We start from the raw sequence: 21,700 nt of genomic DNA, 5'->3' as shown, positions 1-21,700 counted from the left end.
CCACGCCCTGCGTGGCTCAGTCCTGGGAGCGGTTGGTGCTGGCCTTCGGGCTTTCGGTGAAATCGGCGATGCGCCACAGGTACAGGCTGGCGTAGGTCCGGAACGGGCCCCACTTTTCGCCGCGGGCGGCCAGTTCCTTCGGGGTCGGCATTGCTTCTGCCTTGTCCACCCGCTGGGCGCCCTTGCGCACCCCGAGGTCGTCGATGGGCAGGATGTCCGGGCGGCCGAGCCGGAACATCAGCATCATTTCCACGGTCCAGCGGCCGATGCCGCGGATCGGCACCAGTGCGTCGATGATCGCGTCGTGCGGCATCACCGACATCCGCCGCAGGTCGGGAATCTCGCCGGCCGCCTCGCGCCGGGCCAGGTCACGCAGGGCCAACGCTTTGTTGCCGGAAACACCGCAGGTGCGCAGGCCGGGGTCATCGATCCGGGCCAGGGTGTCGGCGTGCAGGCGGGTGCTGCCGATGGCGGTCTCCACCCGGCCCACGATGGTGGAGGCGGCCTTGCCGCTGAGCTGCTGGAACAGGATCGCGCGGGCCAGGGCATCGACCGGGTCGAAGCTGCGCGCCCAGCCGGGCGGCGCCGCCACCGGCCCAAGCCGCTTCATCCAGCTGCCCAGCCGACGGTCCCGGCGCGACAGCCAGTCGTGCGCCTCGTCTACATCAAAGCCCCGGCGGAAGCGCGGCATGTCAGCGCCTCAGGGCATTGAGCGCGTACACCACCCACCCGATCATCAAGGCCGTGCCACCCACCGGGGCCAGCCCGGTGCGCAACTGCCACAACGCGCCGGCCACCAAGCTGCCGGAGAACAACAGCGTGCCCAACAGCAGCACATACAACGCCAGCTTGCCCACGCTGTTCTGCTGGGTGGGACCCAGCACGGCCAGCGCCACGCCATGCCCAAAGGCGAACAGCGCCGCAGTGTTCACATGCGACTGCGCCAGCGGTTCGGCGATGCCGTGCGAGGCATAGGCCGACAGGCCCACGGCCGTGGCCGCCAACAGGCCCCCCAGGCAGGCCAGCAGCGAAGGTTTACGCGCGCGTCGTTCCAGGTTGAGCATGGCTGCATCTTCCTCCAAAAAAAAACGCGCCGCAGGAAGCGGCGCGTTTTCTGTTCTACGTTACATCCGTGGCAACCGTCGGTTTACTTGACGGCCCAGTAGATGTCGTACGTACCTTCCTGCGTGAACGACTTCTCCAGACCGCCGTTCCAGGTTTCGTACGGACGATCGATCACTTCGTTGCCGCCGGTCACAGCCCAGGCACGCAGTGCGTTGCGGGCGATGTCCAGGCCAGCCATGTGGCCGGTGTACTTGGCGTGGGCGGTACGGTGCGGGGCAACGTGCACGTACTTGACCGGGGCACCACCATCGATCTTCACCGTCAGGGCTTCAGCCGAAGCGCCTGCAGTACCCTTCTTCTTGACCGGCTGGGCCACGTCGAAGGCGTACTTCTCCTGACCGAAGTCAGTGGTGATGATGCGGAACGGACCGGCGGCTTCGAGGTCATTGGCCTCCATCACGCGCTTGATCCACTCCTGGTTGTCCTTGATGGACTTGGTGATGGTCGCTTCGCCGCGATCAACGTTGCCGGCGGTGACGACCAGCAGGTCTTCGGCCGGGGCATCGACGATGGCCAGGTCGACCAGCGGGGCTTCGGCGGTGCGGTAGTCGATGTTCGGCACGGTAGCCAGCATGTTGGCCATGCGCGACAGACCCAGCTTCAGGTCGTCACCGACGTGACGGCTGACGTACAGACCGGCGTAACGACCAAACAGGTTCCAGCCGTACTTGATGCTGTAGTCCTGGGTGATCTTGACGTTGCGGCCACCCTTGCCGGTCGGCTCAAGCGTGAAGCTGGTCTTCTTGTCGTGGCCCTTGGTCTGGTCCTCGATGGCGATGGCCACGCGCTTGTTCGGCTCGGACTCGGTGATCGTCCAGCTGCCCTGGCCCAGCGACGATTCCTTGGAGGAATAGTCCAGGCGGGCACCCACGCCGGCGGCGGGGCCGGAGTGCTTCAGTTCAACGGCGGGATCGCGCAGGACGAGCGGGTTCCAGTCCTTGAAGCGGCGCAGGCTGTTGACCGTGTCGTACACGATCGTCATCTTGCGGTTGGTCTCGATGCTTTCGGTAATGTGACGCTCGCCCGGCAGCACAACGCCAATGATGACGAACAGGCCAGCCACGATCCCCAAGGCGATCAGGAACTCGATAATACGGGTCATTCAGGAGTCTCCGGGGCCGATCCCACGGCCGGGTTGATTGAAGCGAAGCGCCAATCCTAGCAGGCTTCGCGGGTGTTGTTGATCAGGATTGGCGCACCGGTTTCCATACCAGCAGCGGTTTTGAATAGACAAGGAGCGGAAAGATAGCGCATCGCGCGGGCCAGCATGTGGCCGTTGGCCATATTTATTTGCCGGTTTCGGCAAGGAGGCCTGCGACGACCGCCGCAGGCCTTGCCCCACAATGCTTTCAACTGGCGTTCATGTTCACACCAGTTGCAGCTCGAATGCCTTCAGCACGGCCCGGGTGCGGTCGCGCACGCCCAGCTTGGACAGGATGTTGGACACATGGTTCTTGATGGTGCCTTCGGCCACGCCCAGCGAATTGGCGATCTCCTTGTTGGAGAACCCGCTGGCCATCAGCCGCAGGATCTCGGTCTCGCGGTCGGTGAGCGGGTCGGGCCGGTCCAGGCTCACGAACTCGTTGCGCATGTGCTCCAGCCCCGACAGCAGGCGCTGGGTGACCGCCGGCTGCACCAGCGAACCGCCATCGGCCACGGTGCGGATGGCACCGACCAGCTGTTCCAGGGTCACGTCCTTGAGCAGGTAGCCCTTGGCGCCGGCCTTGAGCCCGGCCAGGACCAGCTGGTCATCGTCGAAGGTGGTGAGGATGATGGTCGGCGGCAGCTGCCCCAGCCGCGACAGCGACTGCAACGCCTCCAGCCCGGACATCACCGGCATGCGCATGTCCATCAGCACCACGTCGGGGCGGATCTGCGGCACCACCTCGACGGCCTGGCGGCCATCGGCGGCTTCAGCCACCACTTCGATCCCGTCATCCAGGGCGAGCAGCGAGCGGATTCCCTGCCGCACCAGGGTTTGGTCGTCGACCAGGCAGACGCGAATCATCAACGCACTCCTTCCAGGATGGCACCCAGCATCAGCACTGGCACGCCGGGAACCGAGGCGCGCAGGCGGAAGCCCTGACCCCGGTGGGTTTCAATCTGCAGCTCACCGCCGCATTGTTGCAGGCGTTCCCGCATGCCACGCAAGCCGTTGCCGATCACGATGCCATCGGCACCCACGCCATCGTCGTGCGCCTGCACCACCACCTGCCCCGGCGGCTCGCGGAATACCTGGATCCACAGGTTGCGGGCGCGGGCATGGCGCACCGCGTTGGTGATGATCTCCTGGGTGCAGCGCAGCAGTACGTGGGCCTGTTCGGGGTCTTCCACGCTCAGCGGCTCTTCGATGTCCAGGTGGATGTCCAGCGAGGGCACCTGCTCGGTCAGCGGGCGCAGCGCGGCGGCCAGGTCGATGGCGCCGCTGTCGCGCAGCTGGCTGACCGCTTCGCGCACGTCGGTGAGCAGCAGCTTGGCCAGGGTATGGGCCTGGTGCACATGCTCCTGGGCCTGGCCCTCGGTGATGTGGCCGGCCACTTCCAGGTTCAGGCTCAGCGCGGTGAGGTGGTGGCCGAGCAGGTCATGCAGCTCGCGCGAGATCCGGGTGCGCTCGTTGACCCGGGCGCTTTCGGCCAGCAGCACGCGGGTGGCGCGCAGCTCGGTATTGAGCCGGCGCTGCTCTTCGCGGGCGTCGGTCTGCTGGCGGGCAACCAGGCTGGTCACGAAGATGAACATGGAGAAGCCGCCATACAGCAGCGACTGCATCACCGCCTCGAACAGCGAGAACGGCAGGAACAGGTAATAGACCGGGGCGACCGCCAGCTGGCTGACCAGCAGCCAGATCACCCCGACCCGGGCCGGCAGCATCCACGGGATGACCCCGGCGGCGACCATCATCAGGATGCTGCCCAGGCCCGAGCCGCTCAGGAAGCTCACGGCCAGGGCGGAAATGGTCAGCAGGACCAGGATGGCGCGGTCGTACCAGGCCGAATGGCCGCCGTTGCGCAGGCCGCGGGTCAGCCACAGGTAACCGCCGCCGAAGGCCAGGTAGGACACGAACAGCAGCAGGGGCGGCACGTCGATGCCGCCGCTGCGGCGGACCGCTTCGTACTGGGAATAGACCAGCGGCAAGCCAAGCATGACCCAGGTGAACAGGCCGGCCAGTCGCAGTACTCGGGTTTGGCTGAGGTATCCCAACATGGACGCATCTTAGGCTGAACCTGCGCCGCTGCACCCGGACATAAGTCATGGCTGGCCTGTGCCCTGCCCGGCCACCCATGCAATAATCACCGGCAGGGCCCCTAGACGGGCCAACCGCGTTACCCCACGGAGTCACAATGTCGATTGTCATCCGCGACGTGCGCGAGCACGAGCTCGATTCCGTCCTGGCCCTGAACAACAACGCCGGCCTGGCCATTCTTCCGCTGGATGCCGCCCGCCTGCGCCTGTTCTATGAAACCGCTGAATACTTCCGCGTCGCCGAGCGCGACGGCAACCTGGCCGGCTTCCTGATCGGTTTTGGCAGCGACAGCCAGCACGACAGCAGCAACTTCGCCTGGTTCAAGCAGCACCTGACCAGCAAATTCTTCTACATCGACCGCATCGTGGTGGCCAGCCGCCGCCGTGGCGGTGGTGTGGGCCGGGCGTTCTACGCCGATGCCCAGAGCTACGCCGAGCTGCGCTACCCGCAGCTGACCTGCGAGGTGTTCCTGGACCACGGCGCCGACGCGGCGCTGCTGTTCCACGGCAGCTTCGGCTTCCGCGAGGTCGGGCAGAACAACATGCCGCACGTGGATGTGCGGGCCAGCATGCTGCTCAAGGACCTGTGCAGTTACCAGTGGGTGCACGACACCTACGGCGACGCGCTGCCGGACGTGCCCTGGGTGGGCCAGCGTCGCGAGCCGCTGCGCGCGCATCGACCGACGGGGACCTGAGGTGGCGGCGAACATGGATTTTGAACAGGCCGGTGAACTGAAAATCGGCCAGGTGGGCATCGCCAACCTGCGCATCCGCACCCTGGATGTGGAACGCCTCACCCGAGAAATGCACGACCGCGTGGCCCGCGCGCCGAAGCTGTTCGGCCGCGCTGCGGTGATCCTGGACTTCGGCGGCCTGAGCCAGATGCCCGACGTGGCCACGGCCCAGGCGCTGCTGGACGGCCTGCGCAGTGCCGGCGTGCTGCCGGTGGCGCTGGCCTACGGCAGCAACGAAACCGACCTGCTCTCGCAGCAGCTGGGGCTGCCGCTGCTGGCCAAGTTCCGCGCGCAGTACGAGCGCGCCGAGGCTGAGCCGGCACCTGCGCCGGTTGCAGCCGCACCGGCCCCGGAACCGGCACGCCGCGCGCGTGCCGCCGCACCGGCCCCTGCCGCGGCGGTGGACGCGGGCAATGCGCCCAAGCCCGGCCGCATGCAGACCAGCAACGTGCGTTCGGGCCAGCAGCTGTACGCGGAGAACTGCGACCTGACGGTGATGGCCACGGTCGGCGCGGGCGCCGAAGTGATCGCCGATGGCAGCATCCATATTTACGGTACGCTGCGGGGCCGTGCCCTGGCAGGTGCCCAGGGCAACACCACGGCGCGCATTTTCTGCCGTGACTTCCACGCTGAACTGGTCGCCATTGCCGGCCATTACAAGGTACTGGACGATGTCCCGGACAACCTGCGCGGCAAGGCCGTGCAGGTGTGGCTGGAACAGGACCAGATCAAGATCGCTGCGCTGGACTGACGCGGCAACCCAACAGAATCATCAGGAGAAGTCCTTTGGCTGAAATCATCGTAGTCACCTCCGGCAAGGGCGGCGTCGGCAAGACCACTTCCAGCGCAAGCCTTGCCTGCGGCCTTGCGCGCAGGGGCAAGAAGGTGGCGGTGATCGACTTCGACGTCGGCCTGCGCAACCTCGACCTGATCATGGGCTGCGAGCGGCGCGTGGTGTACGACTTCGTGAATGTCGTGCACGGCGAGGCCACGCTCAAGCAGGCCCTGATCAAGGACAAGCGTTTCGACAACCTGTACGTGCTGGCGGCATCGCAGACGCGCGACAAGGATGCGCTGACCCAGGAAGGCGTGGGCAAGGTGCTGAAGGACCTGGCCGCTGACGGTTTCGATTACATCATCTGCGATTCGCCGGCGGGTATCGAAAAGGGTGCGTTCCTGGCGATGTATTTCGCTGACCGCGCGGTGGTGGTGGTGAACCCGGAAGTGTCGTCGGTACGCGACTCGGACCGCATCATCGGCTTGCTGGATTCGAAGACGCACAAGGCCGAATCGGGCCAGGCCGTGCCGGCCTTCCTGCTGCTGACCCGTTACAGCCCGGTCCGGGTGGAGTCGGGCGAGATGCTGAGCATCACGGACGTGGAAGAGGTGCTGGGGCTGAAGGCGATCGGCGTGATCCCGGAATCGGGGGATGTGCTGAACGCGTCCAACAAGGGCGAGCCGGTGATCCTGGATGCAGAATCGCCGGCAGGCCAGGCATACGATGATGCGGTGGCCCGCATCCTCGGCGAAGAGCGCCCGATGCGCTTCACCGTTGTTGAGAAGAAGGGCTTCTTCAGCAAGCTGTTCGGAGGGTAAGCATGGGCCTGTTCGATTTCCTCAAGACGAAGAAGACCACCGCCGAAACGGCCAAGAACCGCCTGCAGATCATCATCGCGCAGGAACGCAGCCACCGTGGCGGCCCGGATTACCTGCCGCTGCTGCAGCGCGAGCTGCTGGAAGTGATCAAGAAGTACGTGAACATCGACGCGGACGCGGTCAAGGTAGACCTGGTCAAGGACGGCGAGCACGACGTGCTGGACATTTCGGTGGCGCTGCCGGAAGGCCCGCAGCAGCCCTGATCGTAAAGGCCCCTTCCCCACCGGGAAGGGGCGCAGGACGCACACGCCATGAACACCGCCGCCGAAGCAGAACCGCAGGTCACCCGGGTGGGCGACATCGCCTTCGAGGATGCGGCGGCGTTGCTGGCCCGCCACGCGCTGCACCTGCACCACGTGGCCGATGGCGCACCGATTCCCGGCAGTTACTGGGGCGAGCCCGAGGCGGGCATCATCGCCAGCGACGTCTACGTGCGTAACGACACGCCGGTGCACTCGATGCTGCACGAGGCCTGCCACCTGATCGTACTGCCGCCCGAACGCCGCGCGCTGGTGCACACCGACGCGACCGATTCGGTCCCCGAAGAAGACGCCACCTGCTACCTGCAGATCGTACTGGCCGGGCAGTTGCCGGGCGTAGGCAGCGCGCAGCTGATGGCCGACATGGATGCCTGGGGCTACACCTATCGCCTCGGCTCCACGCGCGCCTGGTTCGAGCAGGATGCCGAAGACGCAAAAGCCTGGCTCATCGAACGCGGCCTACTCGCCGCGTAAAACGGTGTACGAGGACGCGCGCATGAGCGCGGTAGGGTCGGTCGTCAGACGACTGCCGATACGAACGATCGGCACGGCGACGCATCGCGCCTGGGCGGATAAATGCTCTCGGCGGTGCTGGATCCACGCGTAGAGCGCTGGCTGTTCGGTTTTCATCGCGCGGTGCGAGGACGGGGGTGCCCTGGCCGGACACGCGTGAACCCATCCATGGGGCTTATCGCAGCTTGCGCGTGTGCGCTGTCCTGCGCACACGGCAAGACCGGGGTTGGGCTCCTGCCCAACCCGTCGGGCGTATACGCCCGACCCATGCTGCTAAAAGTCCGGCCAGGGCACCCCCGCCCTCGCCCCCTCAGTTCTCTGCGACGACCGGATACAAGGTCAAAAGCATCGCGCGAGCCCAGACATTCTGGTTGCCGCTCAGCCACGCATGGCCGCGCGCGCAAAATCGAACAGCCAGCGCTTTACGCGAGAAAAGTCAGCCCCCAGCCAAAGCCCGCAGCGTGATGCCGACGATGTAAGCCAGGTACGTGCCAGTTGCATACCCCATGGTCCCGAGTAGCACGCCAACTGGCGCAAGGGACGGATGGAACGCAGCCGCAACCACGGGCGCCGAAGCCGGCCCGCCGATGTTGGATTGCGAGCCGATGGCGAAGTAGAAGAACGGCACCTTGAGCGCCATGGCCAGTGCGAGCAGCAGCAGGATGTGCACGGCGATCCAGATCAGGCCCAGTGCGAACAGCCACGGGCGTTCCAGCAGGGCCAGCAGGTCCATCTGCATGCCGATACAGGCGATCAGGAAGTACAGCAGAAGCGAGCCCAGCTTCGAGGCGCCCGCGCCTTCCAGGTTGCGCGCGCGGGTGAAGCTCAATGCCAGGCCGCAGGTGGTGGAGATCACCACGACCCACACGAACGGTGCGTCGAGGCTGAACTGCGAAGCCCAGGCCACGTGGCCCTTGAACCAGGCCGATACCGGGCCGGCGATGGCGTGCGACAGGCCCACCGTGCCGAACGCTACCGCCACGATCAGCATCAGGTCGGTCAGGCTCGCCACGCGTTCGTGCTCGGCCTGGAATTTTTCGATGCGCAGTTTCAGTTCATCGATCGCGGATGTATCCGCGCCGGTGCGCGCGTCGATCTTCGCCGCGCGGCCGGCCATGAAGATCAGCACCGCCATCCATACGTACCCTACGCCCACGTCCACTACCGCGAACTGGCCAAAGGTGGTGGCGTTGACGTCGAAGACCTCGCGCATGGCCAGCATGTTGGCGCCGCCGCCGATCCAGCTGCCGGCCAACGCGGCCATGCCCGCCCAGGTATCGCCGGCGACCGTTTCCGGGTGCGCCCACTTCATCAGCATGAAGGCCACCACCGCACCGATCATGATGCTGAAGGACGCGCCCAGGTACATCACGATCAGCTTCGGGCCCAGCCGCAGGATGCCCTTGATGTCCACCGCCAGCGTCAGCAGTACCAGCGCGGCCGGCAGCAGGATGTCGCGCGCGATCGGGTTGTACAGGCTGGTGTTCTGCCCGTCGATCAGGCCCACCGTGTTGTAGATGCCGGGAATCATGTAGCACAGCAGCAGCGCCGGCACGAAGGTGTAGAAGCGCTTCCACAGCCCCGTCTCGCGTGAGGCGGTCCAGAACACGGCACCCAGGGTGGCGGCGATCAGGCCGAAAACTACGATGTCGTTCTGGATCAGAGCGGGTGCTTTCACGGAATGGAGCGCCTGGAAAGGGGTGCGCGCGTGCGCGTTGGGTAACCACATATGAAAGCGCCGCCTTTCGGCGGCGCTTTCGACATCATTCGCCGATGTGCTGCTTCAGCCAGCCGTTCACGGTGTCGTGCCACTGCACGCTGTTCTGCGGCTTGAGCACCCAGTGGTTCTCGTCCGGGAAGTACAGGAACTTCGACTCGATGCCCTGGCGCTGCGCGGCCGTGAAGGCGCCCAGGCCCTGTTCGACCGGAATGCGGAAGTCGAGCTGGCCGTGGATGATCAGGATCGGCTTCTTCCAGTCCGCCACGTGGTTGACCGGGTTGAACTTCTCGTAGTTCTGCGGCTTGGCGAACGGCGTGCCGCCCTGCTCCCATTCCGTGAACCACAGCTCTTCGGTGGCGTATCCCATCATGCGCTGGTCGAACACGCCGTCATGGTTGACCAGGCACTTCCACGGCTCGTTCCAGTTGCCGGCGATCCAGTTGACCATGAAGCCGCCGTAGCTGGCGCCCAGCGCGCAGGCCTTGTCGCCGTTGAGGAACGGGTACTGCTTCTGCGCCGCCGCCCAGCCCTTCTGCAGGTCTTCCAGCGGGCGGTCGCCCCAGTGCTGGCTGATCGCATCGGTGAACGCCTGGCCGTAGCCGGTGGAACCGTGGAAATCGATCATCACCACCGCGTAGCCCTGGCCCGCGTAGGTCTGCGGGTTCCAGCGGTAGCTCCAGCCATTGCCGAAGCTGCCCTGCGGGCCGCCGTGGATCAGGAACGCCACCGGGTAGGTCTTGCCTTCCTGGTAGTTGTACGGCTTGACCACGTAACCGTGCACGGTTTCGTTGTTCCAGCCCTTGAACTGGAACTGCTCGTAATCGCCGAATGCCACGTCGGGCAGCATCTGGCCGGCGCTCGGGGTGATCTCGCGCGGGCTGCTGCCGTCGGCCTGGGCCACCACGATCTGGTCGCCGCTCTTCAGGCTGTTCTTCGTGTAAGCCAGCGTGCTGCCGGCGATCACCGGCGAGCCGACGCTGCCGCCTTCGGCGACCACCGTGGCCTTGCCGGTGGCGATGTCGATGTTGAACAGGCGGTGTTCGCCCAGGTCATCGGCTGCGGTGTAGAAGCTCTTTTCGTCCTGCGACAGCACCACTTCACCGGCCGAACGGTCCCAGTCCGGGGCGATTTCACGCGACTTGCCCGAGGCCAGGTCGAGCGCGATCACGCCGAAACGGTCCGCCTCGAAGCCCGGGCGCTTCATCGCGCGGTAGTACAGGGTGTTGCCGTCGGCGCTGAACACCGGGCCGGCATCCCAGGCCGGGTTGGCCGCGGTCAGGTTCACCGGGGCCTGCTTGCCCTCGGCATCCAGGCGGTACAGGTCGAAGTTGGTCGACCACGCTTCTTCGCGGCCGGCCACGCGGATGCTGGCCACCACGCTTTTGCCATCCGGCGCCCAGGTGAAGTCGTCATTGCCGCCGAACGGCTTGGACGGCGCATCGCCGGCCAGCGTCGCGCTGATCGCCGAGGCGCCCTTGACCGCAGCGGCCTTGGCGGCCGGCAGCGGGGCCACGAACAGGGTGTTGCGGCGGCCGTCGTTCCAGGTGTCCCAATGGCGCACGAACAGGCTGTCGAACACTTCACCGGTGTTCTTGCGCGCCTTGTGCGCGTCCAGCTTCTTGCTGGTGCAGACCAGGTCCGAACCGCAGTCCTGGAACACGCCGGCGCTGAAGGCCACGCGGTCGCCCTGCGGCGAGACCTGGAAGCTGTCCACGTCCACCGCGAAATCGGTCAGCTGGCGCGGGGTGCCGCCGGCCAGCGGCATCGAGTACAGCTGCTGGCTGCCGCCCTTGGCGCTGAGGAAGTACACCGTCTGGCCGTCGGCCGACAGCGCGGCCGAATTGACGTTCCAGCCGGCCGGGGTGAGCGGCTTGGGCGGGGCCGCATCGCGGGTGCGCAGGTTGCGGATGAACAGGCCGGTGCTGGCCTTGCTGTCGGTGCCGACCACGCGCTTGGCGAACACCACGTTGCCGCCATCGGCGGTCAGCAGCGGGGCCGAAACCCGATCCAGCGCGATCATGTCGCGCACATCCAGGCCACGCGTGGCGGCCAGCGACGGCAGCGCGGTCAGCAGGCACAACGGCAACAGGGCGTAACGAAGCTTCATCGGGTTCTCCGCGGAACGGCAAAACGCCGATGGTAGGGGGCGGGAGCCTCCCAGCGCAAAGGCCACACGTCATGCCCCGGAAACAACAAACCCCGCCGTGGCGGGGTTTGTCGGGTTCACATTGGCTCTCGATCAGACCGCGGTGGCTTTTTTGCCCGTGCGGTAGATCAGCCAGCCCACCACGAACAGCACCGCCAGACCGATCCACTGCGCGGCCGGCAGGTGGAACGGCACGGCCAGCACGTCGGCGCGGCTGCTGACCACGATCGGCACGGCGATGGCGATGCCCATCAGCGCTTCACCGGTGATCAGGCCGGCAGCGAACAGCACGCCCGGCTTGTGCACGCGGTCGCGGCCTTCTTCATCGTCGGCGCGCACCTTGTGGAAACGCTCGACCAGGTAGGCGATCAGGCCGCCCAGGAAGATCGGCACCATCAGCTCCAGCGGCAGGTAGATACCAATCGCAGCGGCCAGCACCGGCACGCGGAAGCGGGCGTTGCGCGACTTCAGCCAGCTGTCGAATGCGATGATCGCCGCACCGACCACGGCACCAATGCCAATGAAGGTCCACGGCAGTTCGCCACCGAACAGGCCCTTGGCCACCGACGCCATCAGGTTGGCCTGCGGTGCGGCCAGCGCGTTCGGGTGCAGCTCGGACTTGACGCCGATGCCGTACGCGGTAGCCAGCAGGTTCAGCACCGGCGCCATGATCAGCGCACACGAGAACGCACCGATGCCCAGCATCAGCTGCTGCTTCCACGGCGTTGCACCGACGATGTAGCCGGCCTTGAGGTCCTGCAGGTTGTCGCCGCCGACGGCAGCGGCGCAGCACACCACCGCACCGATCATGATCGCGGCCACCGCACCCAGCGGCGCGCCACCGACGCCAACCGGCGTCAGCCCATCCTTGCCCAGCAGCAGCACCAGCACCGCCGAGGCGAACAGGATGGTGGAGATGGTGATGCCCGAGACCGGGTTGTTGGACGAGCCGATCAGGCCGGCCAGGTAGGCCGAGACCGAGACGAACAGGAAGCCGGCGACGATCATGATGAGGGTCATCGGGATCGACACATGCCACTGGCCCACGATGGCCTGGTACAGCGCCAGCAGCGGCAGGGTGAAGGCCACCAGCGCCACCAGCATCCACTTCATCGGCAGGTCGCGTTCGGTGTGCGCCAGCGCCGGGCCGCCGCTCTTGCGCGCGGCGGCAAAGCCGCTCTTGACGCCGTTGAGCAGCGACTTGCGCAGCGAGATCAGGGTCCACACGCCGCCGATCAGCATCGCGCCCACGCCCAGGTAGCGCATCTTCGCGCCCCAGATGGCAAACGCCGCCTCGGTGGACGAGGCGGTGGCGATCGACGCGGCCAGGGCCGGATCGGTGTTCATGAAGAACGCCTGGTACAGCGGGATGGCGATGTGCCAGGTCAGGATCGAGCCGGACACCACCACGATGCCGACGTTGAGACCGACGATGTAGCCCACGCCCAGCAGCGCTGGCGACAGGTTGGTGCCGATGAACGCGGTGATCTTGGAGCTGCCCACGTAGGCCGAGGTCGCCCAGGCATCGGGAATCAGGCGCATGCCGCTTTCCGCGGCCAGCTTCACCACCGCACCGATCACCGCCGACAGGCCGAGGATCTTCAGGCCCGGGCCCGGGTTCTCACCGGCCTTGAGCACTTCGGCCGCGGCCTTGCCTTCCGGGAACGGAAGCGGGTCTTCGACGATCATCGAACGGCGCAGCGGCACCGAGAACAGCACGCCCAGCAGGCCACCCAGGCCAGCGATGCCCAGCACCCACCAGTACTTGAAGTCCGGCCAGTAGCCCATGATCACCAGCGCCGGGATCGTGAAGATCACACCGGCGGCGATCGACGAACCGGCCGAAGCGCCAGTCTGCACGATGTTGTTTTCCAGGATCGTGCCGCCGCCCAGCAGGCGCAGCACCCCCATGGAGATCACCGCCGCCGGAATGGCCGTGGCGATGGTCAGGCCTGCGAACAGACCCAGGTAGGCGTTGGCCGCCGACAGGATCACCGCCAGCACGATGGCAAGCACCACCGCGCGGAATGTGAGCTGTCTGGGCGCAGCGTCGTCGTTGTTCATGGAAGCCCCTGCTGGCAAAAAATCCTGTCAAACCTAGCCTTCATGCCTTGGTAACGCAAGGCGGGTAGCGCCGGTCGCCGTAATCGGTAAACCCCTGGAAATGGCCGCGCACCCTGATTTGTAATGTTATATCCTGTCACGCCACCACCGGCGCACCCGTGGCCCCAGCCTCCCCCCGCCTGACCTCCATCGACCAGCTGCGCGGCACCGTGATCGTGCTGATGCTGCTGGACCACGTGCGCGAAACCTTCTACCTGCACCAGCAGGTACCCGACCCGATGGTCGTGGACCAGGTCGAGCCCGCCCTGTTCCTCAGCCGGCTGCTCGCCCACCTGTGCGCCCCCGTGTTCGTGCTGCTCACCGGCCTGTCCGCCTGGCTGTACGGCAGCAGCCAGGCCGCCCCCCGCCGCGCCGCCTCCGCCTTCCTGCTCAAGCGCGGCCTGTTCCTGATCCTGCTGGAACTGCTGGTGGTGAATTTCGCCTGGACCCTGCAGTTCCCGCCCAGCGTGATCTACCTGCAGGTGATCTGGGCGATCGGGATCAGCATGGTCGCCCTCGCCGGCCTGCTCTGGCTGCCCCGCCCCGCCCTCGCCGCCCTGGCCCTGGTGGTGATCGCCGGCCACAACCTGCTCGACGGCATCCTCGTCAGCGGCGACGGCCCGCTCGCCGTGCTCTGGAAGATCCTGCACCAGCGCGACTGGATCGCCGCCGGCGACGCCCTGCGCCTGCGCACCTCCTACCCCGTGCTGCCCTGGATCGCCGTCATCGCCCTCGGCTACACCCTCGGCCCCTGGTTCGCCCGAACCGGTGACCCCGCCCTGCGCCAACGCCGCCTGCTCTGGGCCGGCAGCGGCGCCCTGCTCGCCTTCGCCCTGCTGCGCGCCGCCAACGTCTACGGCGACGCCCCCTGGCAGGCCATGGCCAGCGCCGGGCAGACCCTGATGAGCCTCTTCAACGTCACCAAGTACCCGCCGTCCCTGCTGTTCCTGCTGCTCACCCTCGGCATCGGCCTGCTTCTCCTGCGCCTCTACGAAAACCCGCGGATCGCCCGCGCCCTGGCCCCGCTGGCCAGCATCGGCGCCGCCCCGATGTTCTTCTACCTGCTGCACCTGTATGTGCTGAAGCTGCTCTACGTCGCCGCCGAAGCGCGCTGGGGCCAGACCCATGGCGCCTATTTCGCCGTGGACCATGTGTGGATGCTGTGGCTGATCACCGCCGCGCTGGCGCTGGCCCTGTATTGGCCGACGCGCGCGTTCGCGCGCCTGAAGGCACGCCGCAAAGACCTGTTCTGGTTGCGGTACCTGTAGAGCCACCCCATGGGTGGCTGCCGGGTACATCGCTAAGAGCAGCCACGCATGGCGTGGCTCTACCGGTCCGCCATCATGAAAGCCTGAGGGGTCGAGGGCGGGGGTACCCTGGCCGGACCTTGAGCAGCATGGATGCTGCGATGAGCCCCATGGATGGGTTCACGCGCGTCCGGCCAGGGTACCCCCGCCCTCGACCCGCATCGTAACAACCGAAACGCCGCGCTCTTGGCGCGGACCCTGTGGGTGATAATCGCGACCTGTTTTGTCGCTTATCGCCTAATGACCGCCACCGCCCTTTCCGCTTCCGACGACTTCCTTGGCCACCCCAAAGGCGTTTACGTCTGCTTCTTCACCGAGATGTGGGAGCGCTTCTCGTTCTATGGCATGAAGGCGCTGCTGCTGCTGTACCTCACCAAGTACCACCTGTTCGGCGACAAGGCAGGCCTTGACCTGCTCGGCGCCTACGGCGGCCTGGTCTACTGCATTCCCGTGTTCGGCGGCCTGCTCGCCGACCGCTGGCTGGGCATGCGCAAAGCCGTTGTGTTCGGCGGCATCCTGCTCGTCCTCGGCCACCTCGGCATGGCCTTCGAAGGACATGCCGCCACCCGCATCGACGGCCAGATCGTGCGCGACGATGCCGCCCTCGGCATCACCTACCTCTCCCTTGCCCTCATCATCATGGGCGTCGGCTTCCTCAAGCCCAACATCTCCACCATCGTCGGCAAGCTCTACCCCGAAGGCGACCCCCGCCGCGATTCCGGCTTCTCTCTGTTCTACGCCGGCATCAACCTCGGCGCCCTGTTCGCCTCACTCGTCTGCGGCTTCCTCGGCGAAGCCTACGGCTGGAAATACGGCTTCGGCGCCGCCGGCATCGGCATGGTCATCGGCCTGGCCATGTTCCTGTGGGGCCAGAAGTACCTGCAGGGCCACGCCGAACCCACCAACGTCGCCGCCCTGCGCCAGCGCATTGCCGGCGTCCCCCGCGAATGGTGGATCTACGGCATCGCCGTGCTCGGCGTCATTCCCGTGGCCGCCCTCATGTGGTCCGCCGCCAACGGCGCCTTCGCCATCGGCGGCGAAATCAGCCTCGCCCTGCTGCTCATGGTGGTCGTGCTCGGCGGCGTCCTGCTCTGGTTCGCCTGGTTCACCGGCACCCGCTGCACCCCCGTGCAACGCCAGCAGATGATTGCCCTCATGGCCCTGATCTTCATGGCCCTGGTGTTCTTCACCCTGTACGAGCAGACCTACGGCTCCTGGGTCACCTTCACCGACCGCATGCTCACCAAGGACCTTGTCCCCGCGCTGGTGATCCAGGGCGGCACCCCGATCCCGTGGTCGATCGCCTCCCTGCTGCTGGCGCCGCTCGGTTTCGTGGTCGCCGCACGCCTGTCCGAACGCCGCCCGGGTTCCACCGCCCCGCGGAACCTGTTCATCGCCATCGTCGCCCTGATGCTGGTGCTGCTGATCCGCGACTGCCTGGTGATTCCGCAGACCGCCGGCTCGCTCACCTACCTGGGCGGCCTGTTCCTGGTCGTGCTCGCCCCGCTGTTCGCCGTGCTGTGGGCGTGGCTCGACAAGCGCCGGCTGGACCCTTCCAAGCCGGTGAAATCCTCGCTCGGCCTGGTGTTTGCCGCGCTTTCCTTCATCCCGCTCGCCCTCGCTGCCCAGCAGGTCGGCAGCACCGGCCAGATGGCCAGCGTGTGGTGGCTGGTGCTGGCCTACCTGGTGCTGGAGATCGGCGAGATGTGCTTGTCGCCTGTCGGCCTGTCCGCCGTCACCCAGCTGGCCGCGCCGCGCGTGGTGAGCCTGATGATGGGCACCTGGTTCCTGGCCACCGCGTTCTCCGAAACCCTCGCCGCGCTGTTCGGCAAGCTCGCCGCCATTGAAGTGCCAGAAGGCGAAACCATGAACATCGCCGCGGCCGCCGCCAGCTACGAACACCTGTTCTGGCTGCTGATGTGGATCGGCCTCGGTTGCGCAGCCGTGGCATTGGCTGGCTCGCCGCTGCTGAAGCGGATGATGCACGGGGTCAAGTAAGCCGCCGCACGCCATGCACATAAACACTTCCTAACACCATTCGATCCGGTCACAGTCCGACGGGATTGGAATAAGTTGTAGATACTCGGTTTGTATCGCTCCCCACCATGGCGCTCCCTGCGTTCATGGAACTTTCCCAATGCGTCACGCTGCTCCGTCCCACCGCCCGCTCGCCGTGCTCATCGCGCTGGCATTGTGCACCTCGCTTTCGTTGCCCGCATATGCGGTCAACGCCGATGCAGAAGCTGTCGATTGCGACATCGATCCTGACCACAGCGTGTGTGAGGCGCAGGACGAAGCAACATCCAGCACCACCCCGTGGCTGATTGGCGGCGTCGCGCTGGCAGGTGCGGCCGCAGCGGCGGCAGGTGGTGGAGGCGGCGGCGGTGGCAGTGACGGCGGCGGTGATGGAGGCGGCGTCCCGCCGGGCTCGGAAGGCGGCCAGTACGGGGGCAACCAGTTCCTGGCCGGACCGGGCAGCGAGATCAGCTGGGACCGCAACGTGGAAACCCGCGTCACCGGCGCGGCCCGCAACGAAGGCAGCCTGCGCATCAACGCCGGCACCCTCAGCGTGCGCAATGACGGCCACCTGCGCAACACCGGCACCCTGCGCATCGGCCAGGCCGCCAGCCTGGTGGTGGAGAACGATGGTGACCTGGACAACCATGGCACCCTCGAACTGCACGGCCAGCTGCAGCTGCGCCGCGATGGCAGCCTGGAGAACCACGGCAGCCTGCAGGCGCACGGTGCGACGATCCAGCTGGATGGCGAGTCCGACATCGAGAACCTCGGCGACATGCAGCTGCGCGACACCGTGGTCAGCATGGGCGGCGAGAGCGAATTCGACAACGGCGAACGCCGCCGCAACGCCACGCTCGGCGTCCAGGGCGGCGGCTTCGCGCTGACCGGCATGGCCGAGTTCGAGAACCACGGCACCGTCAACGCCGGCGGCACGCTCAACCAGGGTTCGCTGGTGCATGCGGTGACCGCGCGCGTCGGCAACGAGCGCGACGTCATCGAAGCCTTCGACAACCATGGCCTGATCACCCTGCAGGGCAACGCGCGCGTGCTGACCCTGCTGGCCGACAGCCATGCCAGTGCCGGCATCAACCGCGCCGGCGCGCAGATCATCAGCCACGCCCAGCGGCAATCGGCGATGCATGCCGAAGGCGCGCAGGCGACGCTGATCAACCAGGGCACGCTGACCGTGACCGGTGACGGTGCGGTGGCGATGGCCGGCGCGCGCGGCGCCACGCTGATCAACGACGGGGTGATCAACCTCGGCGTGGCCGGCGGCAACAACGGCCAGAACATGGTGGCCATGCAGTCCGACGGCTCGGCCACGCTCAACAACCGCCGCGGCGGGGTGATCAACATCCATGCCGACAACTCGCACGCGTTCCAGATGGGCGCCAGCGGCGGCGGCCGCCTGATCAACAACGGCCAGGTCAATGTGTATGGCAATGGCAGCGGCGTGCATGCCGACCAGCCGACACAGGATGCCGATCGCCCCGCCCCCGACCTGGGCTGGCAGGCACCGCGCGGCGTGTCGGGCTACACGGTGGGCACCCATGCCGATGGCAGCGCCGGGCAGATGGTGCTGCATGAGGGCGGTGAGCTGGTCGACGTCCGTGTCGATACCGGGTTCACCCGCGGCACCGATGATTCGCAGATCCGCCTGGAGGACGTCTTCGTCGGCGCCGACGGCGGTGATGACAACATCGCCAGCGCCACGGTGGTGTGGCAGGCGCAGGCCGAGCGCGACGAGGCCGGCAATGTCGACGTGGTGATGACCCGCAACGACTACCGCGATATCGCCGATGCCGACACCCAGAGCGTCGCCGCAGCGCTGGAGGCGGGCTACGCCAACAATGCGCTGTACCACAGCCTGGAAGTGGCTGACGCCGCTGAGTTCAACCACGCTCTGCAGCAGCTGTCCGGCAACGGCCTGGCGGCCGCCAGCATGCGCCTGGCCGCCAACGGCGACGCGTTCTGGTCGACCCTGGCCCGCGCCAGGCCCGGCAACGGCACCCACATGGTCGCATTCGGACCGGGCACGGCCACGGCGTCGGGCGTGCAGGGTACCGGCACCGGCGTGCAGGTCGCGATGGCGCTGGGGGGTGGTCGGCAGCTGCTGCTGGGCACCGGCCTGCTGGGCTCGGATTTCTCCACCGATGGCGGCCAGACGCGTTCGCAATCGCGGTTTGCCGGGGTGGGCATGGCTCAGGCGCTGGGCGCGTTCACCCTGCAGCACACGCTGGGCAACGAATGGCACCAGACCGATGGCCAGCGCCAGTTGCACTGGGGCAGCACGCGCATGAGCGCGCACAGCCAGCGCACGCTGTCGCGTACCCGCGTGGGCAGCACGCTGGGCATGGAACTGGCCGGCAGCGGGCTGCGCTGGCAGCCGCGGCTTGGGGCAACGGCGTATCACGCGCGCGAGGGTGCCTTCCATGAGTATGGGGCTGGCGCATTGGGATTGTCGGTCGGCGCAGGAACGCGCAGTGGTGTGCAGCTGGAGCTGGGCACCGCCTTCAGTGGGCGCCTCGGCCATGGGTGGACCCTGCGCGGTGATGCATCCGCATTCCGGTCGGTGGCGTATCGCGCCGATGCGCGCACGGCCACGCTCCACGGTGCAGGCGATCACGCGTTCACCGTGCCAGGGTTGGCGCCGTCCGGACTGGATTACCGGGTGATGCTGGGCGCCGACTATCGCTACCTGCGCGCCGATCTTGGCGGTGCGGTGATGGCGGAACGGCTGATGGGCGTTCGCGATTTGCAGGCGCAGATGCAGGTACGCATGGCGTTCTGATGCGGCCTGCGGATGGCGGGGCGACAATGCCGCCCCGCCTTCGTCATGGTTGCGCTGCGGTCGAGGCTGAAGCGGTCTGGCCGCCGAGGCTGCGCGACAGGAAGGCCAGCAGGCGGGTGTAGTACTCGCGCTGGTGTTCCTGGGTGTAGAAGCCGTGGCCTTCGCTCTTGTAGTACAGGCTTTCAACCGGCGTGCCGGCGCGGCGCAACGCGGCTTCCATTTTTTTTGTGTGCTGGATCGGGGCGCGCTTGTCTTCGCCACCGGCGGCCAGGAACACCGGCACTTTCACCTGCGCGGCCAGGTTCACCGGCGAACGCTCCGCCAATGCTTCCGGTGCGCCGAGCCAGTCGCGCAGGTAGGTCATCCCGGAGCGATCGCTCTGGATGTCGCCACGCTCGAACATCAGCGGCAGATCGTAGATGCCCACGTAACCGGCGGCGCACTGGTACAGCCCCGGCTCGCGCACGGTGCCCATCAACGCGGCATAGGCCCCGTAGCTGGCGCCGTAGATGCAGATGCGCTTCCCATCGGCAATGCCCTGCTCGATCGCCCAGCGCGTGGCATCGGTCACGTCGTCCTGCATGCGCAGGCCCCACTGGTGCCTGGCCGCTGCGGTGTGCGCGCGCCCGTAGTTGGACGAGCCGCGGAAGTTGATCTGCAGCACCGCATACCCGGCCGCCGCTAGCAGCTGGGTTTCATGCTCATAACTGCCGTCGTCGAACACACCGATCGGCCCGCCGTGCGGTACCACCACCATCGGCAACCGGCGCGCCTCCTTGCCATTGGGCACGGTCAGGAAGCCGTGCAGCGGCAGGCCATCGCGCGCCTTCAGTGCCACCGGGCGCACCTGTGCGCTCTGTGACGGGTCGATCCAGCTGCTGCGGCTGGCCAGCAGCCTGGCCTTCTTCTCCACCGTGTCGTAGCGGTAGAAGTCGCCCGGGTTGCTGCCCGACCAGGTCTGCGCCAGCACGATGCGTCCATCGCGCGTGCTGGAGGTGATGTACACCGGGCTGCGCAGCGCCGCCTGCAGGCTGCGGTACAGGCGCGCGGTGCTGGAGGTGTCGTCGAAGAAGCGCGCCTTCGGCACGTCCCCGTAGTACAGCGCGCCCACCGGAATGCGCGTGCCCGGCTGGTAGATCACCAGGCCCGGGTCCACCACCTCATCACGCAACAGGGTATGGCGCTCGTTGGTCTGCGGGTTCCAGCTCACGATGGCATCGGGGCCCTCGGTCTGCTCGATCCACAGGTAGGCCAGGCTGCCGTCGGCGGAGAAGCCCAACGGCTTCTCGACGCGCCGGCTCACCGCTTCGTCGTTGAGCAGCACCCAGTCCTCGCCGCGCTGCACGCGGTAGTACAGCTTCTGCACGTTGTCCGAGCCCGAACCCAGTGCAAACCGCACTTCGCCGGTGTTGTCTGTGGTGAAGTGCGCGCCTTGCACGGGCGAGCGCGCCACGATGATCCGCCGCCCGGTGACCGCGTCCATGCGTTCGATGCGGGTGTAGGGATTCTCGGCGAACGGCCACACGGCAATCAGCACGTTGCGCTCGTCGTCGGCGAGCTCGTCGGTCAGGAAGGCCGATACCTGGCTGTCGTTGAGCCCACCAACCCGATAGCCGACCAGCAGCTCGCCGCTCCTGCCATCGGCGTTGATGCCGTACAGCTCGCCGGTCGGGCGGGGTTTGTCCAGGCGGCCCCACTTCTGCGCCAGTCCGATCACCAGGCGCTCGTTGCTGACCCAGTCGAAGCTGCCGGCGTGGTTGTCGCGCGGCGGACGGAACGAGCCGACCATCGCCATGTCGGACGTGCGCAGGATCGCGATGGCGGTCGCGTCCTGGAGCGGAACGCTGGCGGCAACATAGGTGCCGTCCGGCGAAATTTTGATGTTGGTGAACGCATCGTCGCGCAGGTAGCGCTCCAGGTCGACCGCGCCGGCCGTCGCCGACAGCAACGCACAGCCGGCGCCCAGCAGCGCGGCCATCAGTGTCTTGCGCATCCTTCCCCCTTGGTCCGGACCCCCTGTCCGGGTCGCCGATTCTAGACAGAACCGCGCGCGCGGCGCCATCCGCCCACGGCCAGAAACACGAAC

Annotated in this window: 17 protein-coding genes; 8 read left to right on the top strand and 9 right to left on the bottom strand. The window is 66.9% G+C overall.

The features are described 5' to 3' along the window. Positions 1-16: 16 nt before the first annotated feature. From BAY15_RS06405 to BAY15_RS06385, 5 genes are all read right to left on the bottom strand, one after another. The gene (locus BAY15_RS06405; RefSeq protein WP_068850149.1) at positions 17-691 is read right to left on the bottom strand and encodes a DNA-3-methyladenine glycosylase family protein; all 675 of its coding nucleotides are present in this window, start codon (positions 689-691) and stop codon (positions 17-19) included. Position 692: 1 nt separating this feature from the next. Then, positions 693-1,064, bottom strand: a complete 372-nt coding sequence (locus BAY15_RS06400; RefSeq protein WP_068850146.1) for a DUF423 domain-containing protein — start codon at positions 1,062-1,064, stop codon at positions 693-695. 83 nt (positions 1,065-1,147) lie between these two features. Next, positions 1,148-2,227: an SRPBCC family protein gene (locus tag BAY15_RS06395; RefSeq protein WP_068850143.1), complete on the bottom strand. Its 1,080-nt coding sequence runs from the start codon at positions 2,225-2,227 to the stop codon at positions 1,148-1,150. Positions 2,228-2,491: 264 nt separating this feature from the next. Further along, complete coding sequence (locus BAY15_RS06390; RefSeq protein ID WP_068850140.1) at positions 2,492-3,133, bottom strand: response regulator; 642 nt, start codon at positions 3,131-3,133, stop codon at positions 2,492-2,494. Beyond that, positions 3,133-4,326 carry a sensor histidine kinase gene (locus BAY15_RS06385; protein ID WP_068850134.1) on the bottom strand — a complete coding sequence of 398 codons (1,194 nt, stop codon included), beginning with the start codon at positions 4,324-4,326 and terminating at the stop codon, positions 3,133-3,135. The genes BAY15_RS06390 and BAY15_RS06385 overlap by 1 nt, the downstream gene beginning before the upstream one ends. Before the next feature lie 137 nt (positions 4,327-4,463). On the opposite strand from BAY15_RS06385, the gene BAY15_RS06380 reads away from it, so the two are divergent. The 5 genes from BAY15_RS06380 to BAY15_RS06360 are packed head-to-tail and all read left to right on the top strand — an operon-like array spanning position 4,464 to position 7,489. Then, a complete protein-coding gene (locus BAY15_RS06380; RefSeq protein WP_068850131.1) occupies positions 4,464-5,060 on the top strand; it encodes a GNAT family N-acetyltransferase in 597 nt (198 codons plus the stop codon). A 13-nt stretch (positions 5,061-5,073) separates the two neighbouring features. Next, positions 5,074-5,850 carry a septum site-determining protein MinC gene (minC, locus tag BAY15_RS06375; protein ID WP_068854585.1) on the top strand — a complete coding sequence of 259 codons (777 nt, stop codon included), beginning with the start codon at positions 5,074-5,076 and terminating at the stop codon, positions 5,848-5,850. Positions 5,851-5,885: 35 nt separating this feature from the next. After that, on the top strand, positions 5,886-6,695 hold the full coding sequence (minD, locus tag BAY15_RS06370; protein WP_068850128.1) for a septum site-determining protein MinD: 810 nt from the start codon (positions 5,886-5,888) through the stop codon (positions 6,693-6,695). A gap of 2 nt (positions 6,696-6,697) precedes the next feature. Next, entirely contained in the window at positions 6,698-6,958 is a 261-nt protein-coding gene (gene minE / locus BAY15_RS06365; RefSeq protein ID WP_068850125.1) for a cell division topological specificity factor MinE, read from the top strand. A 48-nt stretch (positions 6,959-7,006) separates the two neighbouring features. Beyond that, complete coding sequence (locus BAY15_RS06360; protein ID WP_068850122.1) at positions 7,007-7,489, top strand: hypothetical protein; 483 nt, start codon at positions 7,007-7,009, stop codon at positions 7,487-7,489. Positions 7,490-7,964: 475 nt separating this feature from the next. On the opposite strand, the gene BAY15_RS06355 is transcribed toward BAY15_RS06360, so the two are convergent. The 3 genes from BAY15_RS06355 to BAY15_RS06345 form a co-directional block, all read right to left on the bottom strand. After that, the gene (locus BAY15_RS06355; protein WP_068854583.1) at positions 7,965-9,206 is read right to left on the bottom strand and encodes a DUF819 domain-containing protein; all 1,242 of its coding nucleotides are present in this window, start codon (positions 9,204-9,206) and stop codon (positions 7,965-7,967) included. A gap of 85 nt (positions 9,207-9,291) precedes the next feature. Next, entirely contained in the window at positions 9,292-11,355 is a 2,064-nt protein-coding gene (locus BAY15_RS06350) for an alpha/beta hydrolase family protein (RefSeq protein ID WP_068850119.1), read from the bottom strand. A 132-nt stretch (positions 11,356-11,487) separates the two neighbouring features. Then, positions 11,488-13,458, bottom strand: a complete 1,971-nt coding sequence (locus tag BAY15_RS06345; RefSeq protein WP_068850111.1) for an OPT family oligopeptide transporter — start codon at positions 13,456-13,458, stop codon at positions 11,488-11,490. A gap of 158 nt (positions 13,459-13,616) precedes the next feature. On the opposite strand from BAY15_RS06345, the gene BAY15_RS06340 reads away from it, so the two are divergent. The 3 genes from BAY15_RS06340 to BAY15_RS06330 all read left to right on the top strand — a co-directional run bounded on the left by BAY15_RS06340 (position 13,617) and on the right by BAY15_RS06330 (position 19,614). Beyond that, complete coding sequence (locus BAY15_RS06340; RefSeq protein WP_068850108.1) at positions 13,617-14,765, top strand: DUF1624 domain-containing protein; 1,149 nt, start codon at positions 13,617-13,619, stop codon at positions 14,763-14,765. A 279-nt stretch (positions 14,766-15,044) separates the two neighbouring features. Continuing rightward, positions 15,045-16,802, top strand: coding sequence for a peptide MFS transporter (locus BAY15_RS06335; RefSeq protein WP_068850105.1), 1,758 nt, complete (start codon positions 15,045-15,047; stop codon positions 16,800-16,802). 139 nt (positions 16,803-16,941) lie between these two features. Beyond that, positions 16,942-19,614, top strand: a complete 2,673-nt coding sequence (locus BAY15_RS06330; RefSeq protein ID WP_068850102.1) for an autotransporter outer membrane beta-barrel domain-containing protein — start codon at positions 16,942-16,944, stop codon at positions 19,612-19,614. A 43-nt stretch (positions 19,615-19,657) separates the two neighbouring features. Here the strand turns inward: BAY15_RS06330 and BAY15_RS06325 are convergent, their stop codons facing one another. Beyond that, positions 19,658-21,607 carry an alpha/beta hydrolase family protein gene (locus BAY15_RS06325; protein WP_068850099.1) on the bottom strand — a complete coding sequence of 650 codons (1,950 nt, stop codon included), beginning with the start codon at positions 21,605-21,607 and terminating at the stop codon, positions 19,658-19,660. Between the last annotated feature and the right edge of the window lie 93 nt (positions 21,608-21,700).

This window comes from Stenotrophomonas rhizophila, from assembly GCF_001704155.1.
GTDB classification, from domain to species: domain Bacteria; phylum Pseudomonadota; class Gammaproteobacteria; order Xanthomonadales; family Xanthomonadaceae; genus Stenotrophomonas; species Stenotrophomonas rhizophila_A.
The sequence above is the reverse complement of the archived record's forward strand: the minus strand, read 5'-3'. Positions and strand labels throughout refer to the sequence as shown.

What these genes read in the sequence shown, in the direction of transcription:
- BAY15_RS06380 (WP_068850131.1), top strand. Translation starts at nt 4,464, where the DNA reads ATGTCGATTGTCATCCGCGACGTGCGCGAGCACGAGCTCGATTCCGTC.
- BAY15_RS06345 (WP_068850111.1), bottom strand. Translation starts at nt 13,458, where the DNA reads ATGAACAACGACGACGCTGCGCCCAGACAGCTCACATTCCGCGCGGTG.
- BAY15_RS06360 (WP_068850122.1), top strand. Translation starts at nt 7,007, where the DNA reads ATGAACACCGCCGCCGAAGCAGAACCGCAGGTCACCCGGGTGGGCGAC.
- BAY15_RS06395 (WP_068850143.1), bottom strand. Translation starts at nt 2,227, where the DNA reads ATGACCCGTATTATCGAGTTCCTGATCGCCTTGGGGATCGTGGCTGGC.
- BAY15_RS06330 (WP_068850102.1), top strand. Translation starts at nt 16,942, where the DNA reads ATGCGTCACGCTGCTCCGTCCCACCGCCCGCTCGCCGTGCTCATCGCG.
- BAY15_RS06335 (WP_068850105.1), top strand. Translation starts at nt 15,045, where the DNA reads ATGACCGCCACCGCCCTTTCCGCTTCCGACGACTTCCTTGGCCACCCC.
- BAY15_RS06385 (WP_068850134.1), bottom strand. Translation starts at nt 4,326, where the DNA reads ATGTTGGGATACCTCAGCCAAACCCGAGTACTGCGACTGGCCGGCCTG.
- minE (WP_068850125.1), top strand. Translation starts at nt 6,698, where the DNA reads ATGGGCCTGTTCGATTTCCTCAAGACGAAGAAGACCACCGCCGAAACG.
- BAY15_RS06405 (WP_068850149.1), bottom strand. Translation starts at nt 691, where the DNA reads ATGCCGCGCTTCCGCCGGGGCTTTGATGTAGACGAGGCGCACGACTGG.
- BAY15_RS06325 (WP_068850099.1), bottom strand. Translation starts at nt 21,607, where the DNA reads ATGCGCAAGACACTGATGGCCGCGCTGCTGGGCGCCGGCTGTGCGTTG.
- BAY15_RS06400 (WP_068850146.1), bottom strand. Translation starts at nt 1,064, where the DNA reads ATGCTCAACCTGGAACGACGCGCGCGTAAACCTTCGCTGCTGGCCTGC.
- BAY15_RS06390 (WP_068850140.1), bottom strand. Translation starts at nt 3,133, where the DNA reads ATGATTCGCGTCTGCCTGGTCGACGACCAAACCCTGGTGCGGCAGGGA.
- minC (WP_068854585.1), top strand. Translation starts at nt 5,074, where the DNA reads ATGGATTTTGAACAGGCCGGTGAACTGAAAATCGGCCAGGTGGGCATC.
- BAY15_RS06350 (WP_068850119.1), bottom strand. Translation starts at nt 11,355, where the DNA reads ATGAAGCTTCGTTACGCCCTGTTGCCGTTGTGCCTGCTGACCGCGCTG.